The following is a 16,025-nucleotide window of genomic DNA, read 5'->3' as shown; positions in this document are numbered from 1 at the left end:
AGGTGATCTACATAAATCTGGATGATCTTTACAAAATCAAATTGAGGAAAATAAAATGATTAAAGGTTTAGCGATTACACCACCAGCTCTAGGGCGTATCAGTATTGGTCGGGTAGTAGAAAAGAATGGCAAGCGCCTACCTGAAAAGGATGATCAGTTCACCATTACTTCCCAGATCCAAAGCAAAGAGGGATGGGTCAAACATCCATTAGATGAACAGCTTCGAGCCAGTACGCCGAATCAAAAGCTACGCTCAATCCCCGTCAGAATGATCTTTAATGATCCAGATTTAAACCTACGTGCAGAATATAGCTTGTTTGATCGACAGACTGGCCGTCCAGTATGTGTCGGCAACGGTGAAACATGCCAGCGTTTAACCAATCAAGGCGTAGAACAACATCCCTGTCCATCACCAGATTTATGTCCGTTGGCTCAAGGAGGTAACTGCAAGCCTTATGGACGCTTGCATGTGAATTTAGATGACTCGGATGAGTTTGGCACCTTCATCTTTAGAACCACAGGATTTAACAGTATTCGGACTTTGGCTGCACGGCTGAGTTATTACCACGCAGCTTCAGGAGGTTTACTCTCTTGCCTGCCTTTGCAACTGACTTTAAGAGGCAAAAGCACCACACAAAGCTATCGTCAGCCGGTGTATTACGTGGATCTAATTTTAAGGGATGGGATTAGTCTCAATGATGCCATTACTCAAGCCAAGCAAATTGATGAACAGAGCAAGCAGGCAGGGTTTTATCAGGAGGCTGTAGATCATATCGCCAGACGAGGTTTTGCCAATGCAAGGTTTGAAACGGATATAGAGGAAGGGTTAGATGTACTGGAGGAATACTACCCTGAACAAGAACAGAACCGGGCGGTGGAGCAACAAGCTTCGCCTGAAGGGTTTGTTCAGGATATTCAGCAGGGGCTGCAGCAGAGTGTAAGAGCTGTGAATTAAGCTAGAGGAGAGAAGATATCTAACGTTAAATTTTACAGACCAGCTCTATTATTTGAGCGAATAGCCGCTCGCATCAATGATTAGGAGCTAGCCTCATGAATGCGTTTATCGGTCAAACATTTCAAATGAATCAACTCATCAGTATTAAGCAGGTCGTAGAATTTGTCGGTGTGGGGCGTTCTACCATCTACGAGATGATGGATGAAAACTCACCTTATTACGATCCAACTTTTCCAAAGAAAGTTAAAATTACTCAAAATCGTATCGGCTGGTCAGCTTATGAGATCCATCAATGGATTGAAAGTAAGTTGGCGAGTCGAGAATAAGGGATGCTCTTAGCTCCCTTATTTTTTTGTTTTCTTGTAGACTGAAAATGTCTTTTAGCCTAAGTGTCCGTAATGAAAACAATAGACTACTATAATAAGCATGCAGAAGAATTTACAGCTTCAACGTTTGAAGTTGATATGGAAAGCCTATATCAGCCATTTTTAGCTGAGTTGCTCGAAGGTGCTCGGATTCTTGACGTTGGTTGTGGCTCAGGACGAGATACTCTTGCTTTTAAAAACAAAGGCTATCAGGTCGATGCAATAGACTATTCAGAAGAACTCGTTAAAAAAGCATCTCGACTTACAGGTATTCCTATTAAGTTGAAGAGCTTTTATGAGGTTGATGACTATGAAGCTTATGATGGAATTTGGGCGTGCGCATCGTTGTTGCATTGTGAGCGTACTCGTTTAAAAGAAGTGATAGGAAAACTGGTGAGTGCACTAAAGCCAAATGGTGTGCTTTATATGTCTTTCAAATATGGCAACGGCGATAGACAGAAGGATGGGCGGCAATTTACTGATTTAGATGAAGCTCAAGCAAATGATTTACTTGAGCAGTTTGATAATGTTCAACAGATACAGCAATGGATCACGGTAGATCAGCGACCTGATAGACAAGAAAAATGGCTCAATCTGATTTGGAAAAAATATGGCTGATTTTATTCCTACGGCGCAGGAACAGCTCAAGTTTCTTAAAAATATTCAGCTGATTTTGCAGTCGGGTAGTTTTAGTAGCACCTATAAATTTGCATTGCTGATTAGCCTAAGCCGATTAGCTATTGAAAAAGGTGAAGATTCAGGTGAAAGTCTATCACTCGAATATACGGATATTGCTGAGAAGTTTATCGAGCTATATTGGAAGCAAGCAGTGCCATATACCTTTAATGATGAAGGCCAACTCATCTTAAATCAGAATAATGGTAAGCAAGCAGCGATTGTAAATCGAATCATTGGGCTTCGTCAGAGTTACTCATCCCTTGGATTGTTAAGACGAGATTCATTGGTGTGGTTGAAGCTAGTTAAAGATGTCGCTCGCACTGTAAAAGACATGCCAGTCCGCTACTTGCAAAACATCAATGGTCAAAATTTTGAGTTTTTATATCAACTTGATCGGTGTGGAAAGCAACTTATTCTTCTACCGCAAGTCATGTTTTGCTTAAGGCAATTCAGTGAGATCATTGAAGAACTTTGTCAGAAACGTTGGATTGACTATATCCGTAAGAACAGCAGCAATGCACCTATTTTGAATCAGTTGCCGAATCTTGAACAATTCATGTTTGAGCCGAGTCGGAACCAATTAAATGCTGTGGCTAATGTGTTGGTCGAGCTACAGGACTGTAAATGCTTCTACTGCAACAAGCCGATGAGAAAAGGCAATTATGCTGTTGATCATTTTATCCCTTGGTCTATGTATCCATCGGACACAGGGCATAATTTTGTATTGGCAGATTCAAGCTGTAATTCTAAGAAAAGTAATCTACTTGCATCTGATGAGTTTTTGCATAAGTGGAAAGATCGAAATGAAGATCAAGATTTGATTATTGTGGATCGAATTTCTGTATTGGGATTTCTGACTGTTAAAGATCGTTCGCATAAGGTAGCAGAGTGGGCGTATGCGCAGGGGAAAGAAAATAATTATTTAATGTGGATGGGTTAAATGGAAGTGGAATTGGAGGGCATTTTTTTAAAATAATTGAAAGGTGTGTACCAGTAGTTAGTTAAGGCAACTCAGAATAGTTGGAACGGATCCATCTTATATTTTAAAGCGAACTTAAATAACGTATGTTAAAATATTAGGTCGTTTTATTGAAAAAAATGTCATGAGATTGGACCCTTACTTAGGTGATGTCACTGGAATTTCTAGCTTAATGGTAGATGAAAGTCGGACAATAGCTAGGCTTTTATCGAAAAAATTATCTGATCATCAATGGACTGAAGCAATAGAAGAGCAGAATCTAATTCAGAAAGGTTCTATACAGACAGCACGTCGTCAAGCTAGATGTATCCGATATCGTTTGAAAGATCTTCCCAAAAATTATTTAGAAGTAATTGAAAATGGAACAGCGAAGGAAACAAAACAGCTTTTATTGTTTGCTTTGTTACATCATTCGACATTAGCATTTGATTTTTTCAATTATGCGGTTGTCCAGCCACAGTCCGTATTTAAGACTGAAATGCCAAAACATATTTGGGATAGCTTTCTGAATCAGCAATACAATGAAAATATTAGTCAATTAGCAGACAGTACTCTTATTAAAATTAGAAAAAATTTGATAGCCTCATTTGTAGAAGCTGGATATGTGGAAAACACAAAATCTTTAAAGTATCTAAATGTTTTTGTGGAACCTATTGTTCATCAATTGGGTGATGAATTGGGTAGATCAGATATTTTGACATTAATGAGCGGAAGAGTATGAGTGTTATTGATGATCGCTTGTCGCTGATTTTTGAGCGACTTAATAATGAAAAGTTTTTGAAAAATAAAAGCTTAAGTAATGATATGCCATATTGGGTGTTTGATTATAATCCAGAAGATGAGCTGATCGTAAGGGATTTTCTCCTTAAAAAATTAGTTCCACGTTTTTCAAAAGAAAGTTTAAATTTTCATGTCATCGATCTTTATGATGTGATGTTAAGCATGTTGGAATCAAGAAATCTACTTGAAAGGACATATAGCTTAGAACTATCAAAAGGTTTTGATCTTCTAAAGAAAACGATGGATAGCGTACTTGAGCAAAAGAAGGTCGCTAGTTATATTGTAGATCACTTTCTACATGACACACCTTCTTTTATAATTCTGCATGGTGTTGGTAGTTGCTTTCCTTACATTAAAGCTCCAGCTTTACTTAATGCTTTACATGGTGTTACTGGTTTTACACCAGTCTTACTTTTTTTCCCAGGTAGTTATGATGGGAATAAGTTTGAGACCTTAAATATAATTGAGCCTGATCCATATTATCGGGCATTTAGATTGGTTCCAGAAAAGACAAGTTCAGAATTAAAAACATTGAATATTGAGATTTGACTAAGGTAAAGAACTTAGGTTAAGAATCAAAATTGTGCTTACATAAGCGAATTTAAACATTTAAAAATTAGGGTGACGAATGAATATCCAACAGCTATTCGCTAAAGATTTAATGCGTAATATCAATGGTGTAATTAAAGCTGAACAAGTAGATACTTTGAATGTCTTTAGTGAGTTAGATGAATATGTCGTTACCAATGAATTAGAAACACATTTCAGCACTTTTTTTGAAAATTATGCCGATGCAGTAAAACAGCCTATTGGTACCTATACCAATAAAATGGGAGTTTGGATTTCGGGATTCTTTGGTTCAGGTAAATCACATTTTCTAAAAATTCTTTCTTATGTTCTAGCGAATACAACTGTAGAGGGTGATCCGGAGAAACGCAGACCTATTGACTTTTTTGTTGATAAAGTTAAAAACAAAGACACTTTAGTTAATATGCAAACTGCTGTTACTCGTCCTACAGACGTCATTTTATTTAATATTGATGCCCGTGCAAATACCGATGATCGTGAAGATGCCATTCTTAAAGTCTTTTTAAAAGTTTTCAATGATCTCGCTGGCTATTGTGCAGAGTTGCCACATGTAGCTCACTTTGAACGACACTTGGTGGAGACTGGTAGTTATGAAAAATTCAAAGAAAAATTTAAAGAAATTCATGGTAGTTCTTGGGAGATTGAGCGTGATGCTTATAACTTCTACTATGATGAAATTGCGGAGGCTTTTAGTTTTGCAACTGGGCAATCACTAGAATCGTCACTTAGAACGATCGAGGGGATTGAGCAAAACTTTTCAGTTAATATCAAAAGTTTTTGTGAATGGGTTAAAGAATATTTAGATCAAAAAACAAAAGCGGATCAAAAAGATCACAACCTATTATTTTTAGTTGATGAAATTGGTCAGTTTATTGGTAAAAATACCCAAATGATGTTAAAGCTACAAACGATTACCGAAGAACTAGGGGTGATTTGTGGTGGTCGAGCATGGGTGATTGTAACCTCTCAAGCTGATATGAATGCTGCAATCGGTAGTATGGATGCGGGAGACAAGCAAGATTTTTCAAAAATTCAAGGGCGTTTCCATACTAAATTAGCACTCTCAAGCTCCAATACACTTGAGGTTATTCAAAAGCGTTTGCTAGTGAAGACTGATGCTGCACAACTTGAATTACAGAAAGTTTATAAAAATCAAGGTGATATTCTTAGAAGTCAGCTTATTTTTGAAAATGCAACTGGGGATTTAATAAGTTATCAAGATGAGAAATCATTTATTGATAACTATCCGTTTGTTCCATATCAATGTGTGATTTTACAAAAAGTGTTCGAATCAATTCGTACAAAGGGAGCTTCGGGTAAATCTCTTGCAATGGGGGAACGTTCTCTTTTAGATGCATATCAGACAGCGGCTAAGCAATATAAAGACAATGGTCTTAATATTTTGATTCCTTTCTATAGTTTCTATGCATCGATTGAAAGCTTCCTTGAACCGTCTGTCACTCAAACAATTAATCGAGCATCAGTTAATCCAAATTTAACTGAATATGATATTCAGATACTTAAGACATTATTCTTAACTAGATATGTGGAATTATTTCCAGGGACTTTAGACAATCTAGTCGTGTTATCTATAGATGAGATTGATACAGACGTAATCGCACTCAAAGAAAAAATACAGTTAAGTCTTGCTCGACTCGAAAAAGAGATGCTGATAGCACGTCAAAATGATGAATTTGTTTTTTTGACTAACGAAGAAAAGGAAATTGAAAACGAAATTCAAGAAGCAGCATACCAAACGAATGAATCTGTAACATATGTGCTTGATGTCGTATTTGATGATATTTTGAAAGGTAAGAAGCAATACCGATATCAAAAAAATAGTCAAGATTTTGTGATTACACGCTTTTGTCAAGGTTTGGCTAAAGACGGTAATTTACTTTCTGACTTGCAGGTTAATATCATTACACCTATTGATCCAGAATATACAAAATATCTAGATGATTATACTTGCGAGCAAGAATCACGTAAAAGCTTGCAATTCCCAAACGGATCAATCTTAGTTCGTTTGCCAGACGAAAATCAGACATTATGGGATGATATTCGTAAGACGATTAAAACAAACCGCTACCTTAATCAAAAGACTAGTAATAAAGCTAATGTCACAGCGTTATTACGTGATAAAGCGCAGGAGAATGCGCTTCGTGAACGTCGTATTATTGAGCAATTAAGTAAGTTGCTTAATAAGTCTTCTATCTTTGCGATTGGTTCATTGCGTCCGACTCAAAGTAATGATTTCTTGAATAATCTAGACGCAGCTTTTAACTACACGATTGAAAACTCCTTCCAATACATTAATGAGCTAATCAATGATGCACAGCCTTTGAATCAGCTGAAAAAGCTATTGAATCAAGGGATTCAGACTGATCAATTAGATTTCGGAGACGCTCACCAAGGCAATGATTATGCTTTGAATAAAATTTTTGAGTATATTGATTTAGAAAGCAAACGCAGTGGTAATCCGAAAGTAAGTGAAGTTTTAGAATTCTTTAAAAAGCGTCCTTATGGTTGGAATGAACAGCAGGTATTATTACTTGTTATACAGCTTGTGGCCCACCGTCGCTTAGAAATAATCAAGTCGACAGGACAGGTTGAGTTGTCACGTATTTATGATGACTTGATCAGTGTCAAAAAACAGCAAGATTTTATGCTGAGTCCTATACGTCGACATAATGAAAAGAATCTAAAACAAGTTATTGATCTTGCAAAATTTGTTTTTGAGCGCCATTTGTCGAACAAAAGTGAGCATGAGGTTGTTAGTGAGCTTCGTGAATTTATTCAGAAAAGTTGGATTCACCAATTAAGTGAATTTATTGACCAAGGCAATCAACTTAAGCGCTGTCCAAATTTACAACGCATTAAACAACTACGCCATATGGCAACTGAGTTGGTTAGTATCAGTAACGATTATAATTTCATCGAGAGTTTGCTGAACGATAAGAATGACTGGGAAGATGCCGGTGAAGACTTTATTGAAATCCGTGATTTCTTTAAATCACAAATCAATAGTTGGAGACAGTTAGAAGATGCTGTGACGGTTCAATTCCATGCTAATAGGTCTCGATTAGTTGAACATCATGCAGAAGTAGCGAATTGGTTCAAGCAACTTGAAGCCATTCACCAAAATGATCAGCCGTATAACGAAATATCAAAAATCAATAAGCTTGTTGAGCAATTGCTGGCTGTACAAGAAGAGCTTTATGTGAAAGTTTTAGAGAAAACACAAAAAAGCTTTAAAACTCGTATAGAGCGTTTAGACCAAGCATTCCTCGGTAACGATGTTCCTTCTGAAGTTAAAAATAAAGCGTATTACTCATTACGTGATTTAGAAAAGCGTATGGGGACTATACGTGTAATAGATAGTTTGATCGCATTACAAGCAGAGTTTGAAAAAGCATGTGTAGGTGGTATAGATATCCTGAATGCTTACATTGATGATCAACGTAAAGAAGTCGAACGTTTAGCACGTAAAGCTGAGCAAGAACATCTTGCTGAAGTAGCACGATTAACGGCACTAGCTGAGAAGGCTAAAGCTAAGGGTGAACAAATCATTTCACCAGAGCCAATTCAACCACCTGTGATACCAAAGACTGTCGTTACACCTAAGTTTAAGAAGACTGAATCTGTAAATTGTTCAGATGTTTTAAAGCAACTAAAGCAAGATGGTACATTGACTACAGAGAAAGAAGTGGAAGATTTCCTAGCTGCACTACGAAAAGACCTCCTTACTATTATTCAAGATGGTGATATTGTTCGATTGGATTAAATAAGATTGACTAAATAGGATAAGGACTCGTGCTAGTTGGTATGAGTCCTTTTTTTGTTGAAGAGATAAAATAAACAAATGATGTGAATTGTATTTGAGAATGGTGACTAGTCACTCCACATGGCAAACGTTACAATCGGAACAATTTTAAATGTCATTGATATCTGTTATCTCATGAACACCAATCAACTTAAAACTTATGCGCCTAAAGCACGTCTTAAATTTATTGAGGCGATAAAAACAAAACTTCGAACTTTAGGGATTGAGGACGGTAAGATTGCCGAAGTTGAGAGTTCAGGCGATTTTATCTTTATTCAAAAACAGCCTTTTCCAAAAAGTATTGAATCAGCCCGTCAACAGATCATTCAAAAGATAGAAAAACTTGATTTTGAGCAAGTTCTAGAACAATACGCTTATACATGGTTTAACCGTCTTTGTGCCATTCGTTTTATGGAATTGCATGATGGTTATCTAGAACACGGTTATCGCGTTTTGTCACATAGCCAAAGAGATCAAGGTTTAGAGTTTTTAGATTCAGCTGTAGAGGTAGCTGAGTATTTTGGACTAGATACTAAAGAAATCATTGATCTAAAATTAGAACATAAAGATGAACAACTGTATCGTCAATTGCTGTTGGCTCAATGTAATCAGTTGTATGAGGCTATGCCATTTTTATTTGATCCAATTGATAGCGTGACTTCACTTTTACTTCCTGATGACTTGACTCGTAGTGATTCAATAATTATGGATCTTGTGCAACAAGTGGAGGAAGATAGTTGGCAACAGGTTGAAATTATTGGTTGGTTATATCAATTTTATATCAGTGAAATTAAAGGTGAAATTGATAAAAGACTTAAAGGAAAAGGAGGAAGCAAAGTTGTATCGGTTGATGAATTGCCAGCAAAAACTCAGCTGTTTACACCAAATTGGATTGTTAAGTACATGGTGCAAAACTCCTTGGGGCGTTACTGGTTACAGACGTATCCTGATACCGTAGTAACGATTGATGGTGAAGAGAAATTATTAAAAGAGGTATTGGAATATTACATTGAACCTGCTGAGCAAGAAGATAGTGTAAATGCACAACTTGCTGAGATTACGCCTAAAAGCATTGAACCTGAAAGTATCAAAGTGATTGATCCAGCCAGTGGATCGGGACATATTCTAGTGGAAGCTTATGATTTGCTGAAGCTGATTTATCAGTCGCAAGGACACCGTGCGCGTGATATTCCAAAACTGATTTTGGAAAATAATATTTTTGGTTTGGATATTGATGACCGTGCGGAGCAATTGACTGGTTTTGCTTTGATGATGAAAGCTCGTCAGGATGACCGTGGTATTTTTGGGCGTGGCATTCATTTGAATATTTGTGCCTTCCAAAATAGTGATGAGTTAGATGCTGACCAATTGTGGCAAGCCCTTAATTTGAATAAGGCGTGGCAGGCAGGTAGTCATGTTGATATGTTTGGTCAAGCTCAGGCGGATTTGGGTGCGGGAGAAACTGACCCTCGTTATACGTTGATTCAAGAGATCATTGTGAAATTTAAAGATGCGAAAGCATTTGGTTCTTTGCTTTCAGTAGACAACAAACATGAAGCGACTTTATTTGATTTAAAAAACACACTGAGTGATTTAGTTGTAAATGGGGATAGTTTGCAAAAAGGTAGTGCTGAAAAGTTACTGCCAATAGTAGAGCAAGCTTGGATTTTAAGTCAGCGTTATGAGATAGCTGTAGCAAACCCTCCTTATCTTGGAATCGCACTACCTGAAAAGATTAAGCATTACGCAAAAAAGGAAAAATATAAAGCTCCATCAGATCTAATGACAATGTTTATAGAAAAACTATTATTTTTATTATCTGAAAATGGTTTAAGTTCTTCTATTACTTTAGATAGTTGGATGTATCTTAGCTCATATGAAAAATTAAGATTTTTCCTGCTTGAAAAAGTTAAAATTGATAGCCTAGTGCATATAGGTTGGAATTGTTTCCCTGATGTACATACGTATTTGAGAGGAGTTGCTGTCACATTTCAAAAATGTAAAACTTTGAGTAATGGTAAATATATTAATCTAAGCAATGTCCCCGCTACATTTAATAAGGAAAACTTATTTTTATCTTATAAAGCAACAGGTGAATCCTGTTTTGAAAAAAAACAATCAGATTTTGAAAATATACCTAGTAGCCCAATTGCGTATTGGATTTCAGATAATGTAATTAATTCATTTAAGCAAAAAAAACTAAATGATATTGGTCAAGCATATTCAGGTTTGCAAACAGGTAATAATGATGTTTTTTTAAAGTTTTGGTATGAAGTTAATTACTCAAATATTTATTATAAAGGTAGAGATCTAGAGTCGTTTAATCTTTCAGGAAAATCATGGATCCCACATAAAAAAGGTGGAGATTTTAGAAAATGGTATGGTAATTCCGAGTATATTTTGAATTGGGAAGATAATGGTTCATTAATTAAAAGTAGTAAATCTGCTAGACCCCAAAATATTCAACATTGGTTCAAAGAAGGTGTTACTTGGTCTCATACTAGCTCAAGTAGTTTTAGTGCAAGAATTTTAGAGAATTTTTTTACATTTAATGTTGAAGGACCAACCTATTTTTCTAACGAAGAAAATACAAATGAAATTTTAGGACTATTAAACTCAAAAATATCTTTTTATTTTATGCAGTTAATGAATCCTACACTACATTTTTTAGTCGGAAATATCATAAATATTCCCTTGCCTCCAAAAAGATTAGATAAAGAAAAAATTGATGCGGTGAGTAGGTTAATACAATTATCAAAAAGTGATTGGGATTATTTTGAGCAGTCTTGGGACTTTAAACGATCATCACTTTTATTGGCTGAAAATAAAAAAAGTTCTCTAAGTAAAACTTATAATGAAGCTAGGCTTTCTTGGAAAAAAATGACGGATGAAGTACAAATTTTGGAGCAAGAGAACAATAGTTTTCTGTTGGATGCTTATAACTTGAATGATGAGATGACATCAGAGGTAACTTTAAAAGAAATTACACTTACGTCTAATCCTTACTATCGTTATAGTGGCGAAGCAACAGAAGAGCTACTCGAACAACGCTTGCAATCAGACACTATTGCAGAACTGATCAGTTATGCGATTGGTTGTATGATGGGACGCTATTCACTTGACCGTGAAGGTTTGGTTTATTCACATGAAGGCAATGTTGGCTTTGATGAACTCGTGGTAGAAGGAGCTTATAAAACTTTCCCTGCGGATGATGATGGTATCTTACCACTGCTAGATGAAGAACGTTTCCCTGATGATGTTTATAGCCGTTTTGAACAATTTATTGAAACAGCTTGGGACAAAGAAACACTTCAACAGAATTTAGATTTTATTGCGGAAAGTTTACGATTATACAACATTAAACCGAAAAATGGTGAGAGCAGTGCAGAAACCATTCGTCGTTATTTATCTAACCATTTTTATAAAGATCATCATCTAAGTAATACTAAAGGTTATAAAAACCGTCCAATTTACTGGTTGTTTAGCTCTGGCAAGCAAAAAGCTTTTGAATGCTTGGTCTATATGCACCGCTTCAATGATACGACTTTAGCTAAAATGAGAACCCAATATGTATTGCCACTGATGGGACAACTGACAGCGCGTGCCCAATTCCTATCAGATGCTGATAAAGATATAAGCCTAAGCCCTGCGGAAAAAACTAAATATGCTAAAGAGGCAGATAATTTGCACAAAAAACTCAATGAGTTAAAAGACTTTGATGCAGAACTTAAACACTATATTGAACAGAAAATTAGTATTGATTTGGACGATGGCGTGAAAGTCAACTATGGAAAATTTTCAAAATTACTTGCTGAAGTGAAGAAAGTAACAGGAAATAAAGAGTGACTGAACAGCTAGATATAGACCAATTACTCAACAATATATTGGCGCTTAGTCAAGAAAGTCGTATTTTGTTTTGGTACGATGCAGGTAAGCAATTTGAGCAGGCTTTAGAGTCGCTGGCCACTCAATTATTTGAGTCACGTCAAAAAATTGAGTTGATAAACTTGTCAGGTCGTTCGACCTTTCAAGTTAAAAAAATGCTAGAGCGTGATCAGCCTGAGCAAAATTTTCTTATTTATGCACCTTACGCTGAACCTACATATTTGAAGAATCCTTTATTAGATATTCAAAAGTACAGTAAACAATTTTATGCTGATCGCTCAGCAATCATACTGAGTCAGCTAGGGCTGACAAGGATGGTATTAAAAGATCACATTGGGGCTCGTAGTGTATTCTTTAATAGTAAAGAGCGTCTTGAGTCTTTAAAACGTTGGATAGAGCCTCTTGATGATGAGCAAAGCATAGATTTAAAACTGATAGCAGTCACTGTTAAAGCTCAAAATCCGCAAATTGCTGATATTGTCCGTACTGTATTAAATGACTATGCCAATATCGTCGACCAAACGGGAGAGCTGAACTCACTGCCTAAAGTATGGAAAAAGCTAACAGACTACAATCTTGTTGAAAGTTTTTGGCAGTTGGTTACAGACTATTGTGGGTACCAAGCTGAAACCTTGTGTAAGGCAAGTTGTTATGATTTTGCCTTAAAATTATTTTGTACCGATTTAAGTTTAAATCTGGGTAAAAATATACAGCTAAGAGCACTCGAACAGCATTATATTCAGCAACAACATAAAACAAGTGTAGATGCACTAATGCGCCAATGGCGTGATGATCGACGAGACTCTAAATTTTATAACCTCTTAGCTAGACGACTCGAAAGTGAATTGGGTATTAGTAGCCAATTGGATTTGTCATGGCAAGAGGCTTTAAAGCGTAGTCGATTAGATCAGGTTGCTTTACTGAGTGAGTTCTCTGGGTGTGAAACCTTCTTGGCTGTAGATCGTTTTATCTTGCTACAACTACGAGAGCAGTTACAGAACTTCAGTTTATATACTCAGCAGCAGAAATTACCAATAAGTGAAATTAAACAGTTTATTAGTAAGCGAGAAAACCTGCATTGGGTAAATGCTAATTTAACAAATTACGCTACTCATAGTACTTTTGATCAACGTAATGACTTTGGTTTGATGTACCAGGCATTTGTTCATGCTTTTGATTTCATTCAGCTAAAGAATGAACATATTGAAGGTTTTACTTTCAGAAATGCTTCTGAAATGTATAAAGCTTATCAACATGATTTATTCCGTTTTGACCAATCGTACAGACGATTTAATCAATATGCGAATGTCACACAAAACAAAGGACATAGTTTTTTTGATGAAATTGCTCAGTTGATTGAAACAACTTATGTGCAGTGGTATATGCGTAATATGTCCTTAGCTTGGGATCAGCATATTGCCCAAGATAATCTCATGACAAATTGGCAGATTCAGGGTGTACATAATCAATTCCAATTTTATCAAAAATATGTAGATCCAATATTGAATAGTGGGCAGGTACAGCGAATATTTGTTGTTGTGTCTGATGCCTTACGCTATGAAGTTGCTGAACAGCTAGCGCAAGAGATTCAAGAGACTGGGCGCTTTAATGTTGAGACGGATTCTATTTTGGGAGTGTTGCCGAGCTATACACAATTAGGTAAAGCTGTCCTTCTTCCTGTACCAAAACATCCACCATTGATAACATATAAAGATGGTCAGAAAACTGTATTTATAGATGGGAAAAGTAGTGCTGGAGTTGATGGGCGAAGTGCAATTCTACAGGCTGTAGATGGTGTGGCAATTGATTATGTAGATTTAAAGTCATTCAATAAATCTCAACTTCGTGAATTTACTAAACCGTATAAAATTGTCTACATCTACCATAATACAATTGATGATCATGGTGACTCGCGTAAAACACAGCATGATACGATCGATGTCTGTGCACGCGCAATTAATGAATTAAATCAATTGATTAGTCGTTTGATGGGGGATGCCAATGCCAGTCGTATTCTTGTGACAGCTGATCATGGCTTCCTTTACCAACAAAGTGATTTAGATGATGAAATTAAAAAGCCTTTGCCCTATAAGCCTGATAATTTGATTGAATATAGCAAACGTTTTACAGTTGGAAAGCATTTACATCCCTTTGATGATTGTTGGTTTGGTTCAGTCAAAGATACAGCCAATGGCGACGATACATCCTTCTTATTGCCTAAATTGAATCAACGTTTCCATTTTGTCGGTGGTGAGAAGTTTGTACATGGTGGAGCTTCATTGCAAGAAATCTGTGTACCTGTCTTGGAGTTTAGGTCTTTAAGAACACAACAGCGTACTGAAGTAAAACCAGTAGATTTCCAAATATTGGATCGCAATCTACGTTTTACAAATACTGTTTCATTTGTACGAACAATGCAAACTAGTATCGTAGGTGAACATACTAAGTCAACACAGATAGAGTTTTATATTAAAGATATAAATAATCAGGTTCTTTCAAGTGTAGTCACTCAAGACTATGATGCGACAGAAGCTAAAGATTTTGAGAAACTTGTACGCATTAATCTGATTGGACGTGACTTTGATTCAAGTCAGACGTATTTCTTAATAGCAAAAAATCTCGAAACCAATCAAGTGACTGAATATCCTTTACAAATTGATATTATTTTTGATGAAGATATTTATTGATTAAATATAAGATTTAAACAGATGATGGGGGTAAATTAGGGTAAAAATTTAGAGCTATAATTTTTTTAACAATTAGAATTTATTAGACATTTTGGGTGAGTTCAATTGCCACCATCTCAGTAGGTAATCCTCCCATAAATAACCGAAGTTAAAAGTAGAGGTTAAGCAGCCATTAGAGGTGGCTTTCCTTTGTTAGCTTGATGTGGTCTTTCATGGTTGTAATGCCACAACCAGTTTGTTGCATAATCTTGTACTTCATCCAAAGTATCAAATAAATGCTTGTTCAGCCAACTATAACGTATGGTCCGATTATAGCGTTCAATATACGCATTCTGCTGTGGCTTACCCGGTTGAATATATTCAACACGAATACCATGCTCAGTAGCCCAGCGCACAAATTCGTGACTGATAAATTCGGGACCATTATCGCATCGGATCACTAACGGTTTTTCTCTCCACTCCAGCAATTGATTCAACGTACGAATAACCCTGATTGTGGGCAATGAGAACCCTGCTTCAATGGCTAGGCCTTCGCGGCGGTAATCATCAATCACATTCAATAATCGAAACTTGCGACCATCGGAAAGCTGATCATGCATAAAATCTAATGACCAAACCTGATTTTCTCGGATTGGTTCTTTCAATGGTTCAGGCGCATGCCGTTTTAGTCTTCTTCTCGGTTTAATACGCAGATTCAGTGCCAACTCACAGTAAATGCGGTAAACCCGCTTGTGATTCCAGCAGCAACTCTCAACATGCCGTAAATACGAGAAGCACAAACCAAAGCCCCAATCTGTATTTTCTTCAGTGAGTTCAATGAGCTGTTCTGCAATGAGTGCATTGTCATCACTGAGTTTAGCCTGATAACGGTAGCAGGTTTCACTGATACTAAATGCGCTGCAAGCCAAACGAATGCTAATGGCATAGTGGGCAACTGCCTGTTGTGCCATCTTACGTCGGCAAGATGGCCTCACCACTTTTTTGCCATCGCTTCCTGGATGATCTCTGCCTTTAATCGTTCTTCCGCATACATCTTTTTAAGTCTGGTATTTTCTGCTTCCAGTTCTTTGAGTCGAGCCATCAATGAGGTATCCATACCGCCATATTTGGCACGCCATTTATAAAACGTGGCATTACTCATGCCGTGTTCACGACAAAGGGCGGCTACAGGTGTGCCAGATTCCGCCTGCTTCAAGATGGACATGATCTGACTGTCAGTAAATTTCGATGTTTTCATGCAGAATCTCCTGCTTGTATCTTAAGAGAAAATTCTACTTTTAGATCC

The 16,025-nt window shown here is 36.7% G+C and carries 10 protein-coding genes; 9 read left to right on the top strand and 1 reads right to left on the bottom strand.

Translation table 11 applies throughout. The annotated features are described in order from the left end of the window. Positions 1-55 precede the first annotated feature (55 nt). From C3Y93_RS04665 to pglZ, 9 genes are all read left to right on the top strand, one after another. Positions 56-955 carry a hydrolase or metal-binding protein gene (locus C3Y93_RS04665; protein ID WP_104852222.1) on the top strand — a complete coding sequence of 300 codons (900 nt, stop codon included), beginning with the start codon at positions 56-58 and terminating at the stop codon, positions 953-955. A 95-nt stretch (positions 956-1,050) separates the two neighbouring features. Next, complete coding sequence (locus C3Y93_RS04660; RefSeq protein ID WP_045796130.1) at positions 1,051-1,281, top strand: helix-turn-helix transcriptional regulator; 231 nt, start codon at positions 1,051-1,053, stop codon at positions 1,279-1,281. 72 nt (positions 1,282-1,353) lie between these two features. After that, positions 1,354-1,938, top strand: coding sequence for a class I SAM-dependent methyltransferase (locus C3Y93_RS04655; protein WP_104852221.1), 585 nt, complete (start codon positions 1,354-1,356; stop codon positions 1,936-1,938). Then, on the top strand, positions 1,931-2,938 hold the full coding sequence (locus C3Y93_RS04650) for an HNH endonuclease domain-containing protein (protein WP_104852220.1): 1,008 nt from the start codon (positions 1,931-1,933) through the stop codon (positions 2,936-2,938). The genes C3Y93_RS04655 and C3Y93_RS04650 overlap by 8 nt, the downstream gene beginning before the upstream one ends. A gap of 163 nt (positions 2,939-3,101) precedes the next feature. Beyond that, positions 3,102-3,698 carry a BrxA family protein gene (locus C3Y93_RS04645; protein WP_104852219.1) on the top strand — a complete coding sequence of 199 codons (597 nt, stop codon included), beginning with the start codon at positions 3,102-3,104 and terminating at the stop codon, positions 3,696-3,698. After that, complete coding sequence (locus C3Y93_RS04640) at positions 3,695-4,306, top strand: DUF1788 domain-containing protein (RefSeq protein WP_104852218.1); 612 nt, start codon at positions 3,695-3,697, stop codon at positions 4,304-4,306. Before C3Y93_RS04645 ends, C3Y93_RS04640 begins: the two co-directional genes overlap by 4 nt. 79 nt (positions 4,307-4,385) lie before the next feature. Next, positions 4,386-8,129 (top strand): BREX system P-loop protein BrxC, encoded by a 3,744-nt coding sequence (gene brxC / locus C3Y93_RS04635; protein WP_104852217.1) that lies wholly within the window; start codon positions 4,386-4,388, stop codon positions 8,127-8,129. 120 nt (positions 8,130-8,249) lie between these two features. Continuing rightward, complete coding sequence (gene pglX, locus C3Y93_RS04630) at positions 8,250-12,014, top strand: BREX-1 system adenine-specific DNA-methyltransferase PglX (protein ID WP_228153785.1); 3,765 nt, start codon at positions 8,250-8,252, stop codon at positions 12,012-12,014. Further along, positions 12,011-14,740 carry a BREX-1 system phosphatase PglZ type A gene (gene pglZ / locus C3Y93_RS04625; RefSeq protein ID WP_104852216.1) on the top strand — a complete coding sequence of 910 codons (2,730 nt, stop codon included), beginning with the start codon at positions 12,011-12,013 and terminating at the stop codon, positions 14,738-14,740. The genes pglX and pglZ overlap by 4 nt, the downstream gene beginning before the upstream one ends. Positions 14,741-14,901: 161 nt before the next feature. Here the strand turns inward: pglZ and C3Y93_RS04620 are convergent. Continuing rightward, positions 14,902-15,977, bottom strand: a protein-coding gene (locus C3Y93_RS04620) for an IS3 family transposase (RefSeq protein WP_104852215.1) whose coding sequence is annotated in 2 segments (ribosomal slippage) — positions 14,902-15,725 and positions 15,725-15,977 — 1,077 coding nt in all. Because the reading frame shifts where the segments join, the coding sequence is not laid out codon by codon here. Between the last annotated feature and the right edge of the window lie 48 nt (positions 15,978-16,025).

The sequence above is a fragment of the Acinetobacter sp. SWBY1 genome (assembly GCF_002946595.1).
Taxonomy (GTDB): domain Bacteria; phylum Pseudomonadota; class Gammaproteobacteria; order Pseudomonadales; family Moraxellaceae; genus Acinetobacter; species Acinetobacter towneri.
This window is presented reverse-complemented; position numbering and strand designations above follow the sequence as displayed.

Coding starts and splice junctions, on each gene's coding strand:
- C3Y93_RS04665 (WP_104852222.1), top strand. CDS start 56: ATGATTAAAGGTTTAGCGATTACACCACCAGCTCTAGGGCGTATCAGT.
- C3Y93_RS04660 (WP_045796130.1), top strand. CDS start 1,051: ATGAATGCGTTTATCGGTCAAACATTTCAAATGAATCAACTCATCAGT.
- C3Y93_RS04655 (WP_104852221.1), top strand. CDS start 1,354: ATGAAAACAATAGACTACTATAATAAGCATGCAGAAGAATTTACAGCT.
- C3Y93_RS04650 (WP_104852220.1), top strand. CDS start 1,931: ATGGCTGATTTTATTCCTACGGCGCAGGAACAGCTCAAGTTTCTTAAA.
- C3Y93_RS04645 (WP_104852219.1), top strand. CDS start 3,102: ATGAGATTGGACCCTTACTTAGGTGATGTCACTGGAATTTCTAGCTTA.
- C3Y93_RS04640 (WP_104852218.1), top strand. CDS start 3,695: ATGAGTGTTATTGATGATCGCTTGTCGCTGATTTTTGAGCGACTTAAT.
- brxC (WP_104852217.1), top strand. CDS start 4,386: ATGAATATCCAACAGCTATTCGCTAAAGATTTAATGCGTAATATCAAT.
- pglX (WP_228153785.1), top strand. CDS start 8,250: ATGGCAAACGTTACAATCGGAACAATTTTAAATGTCATTGATATCTGT.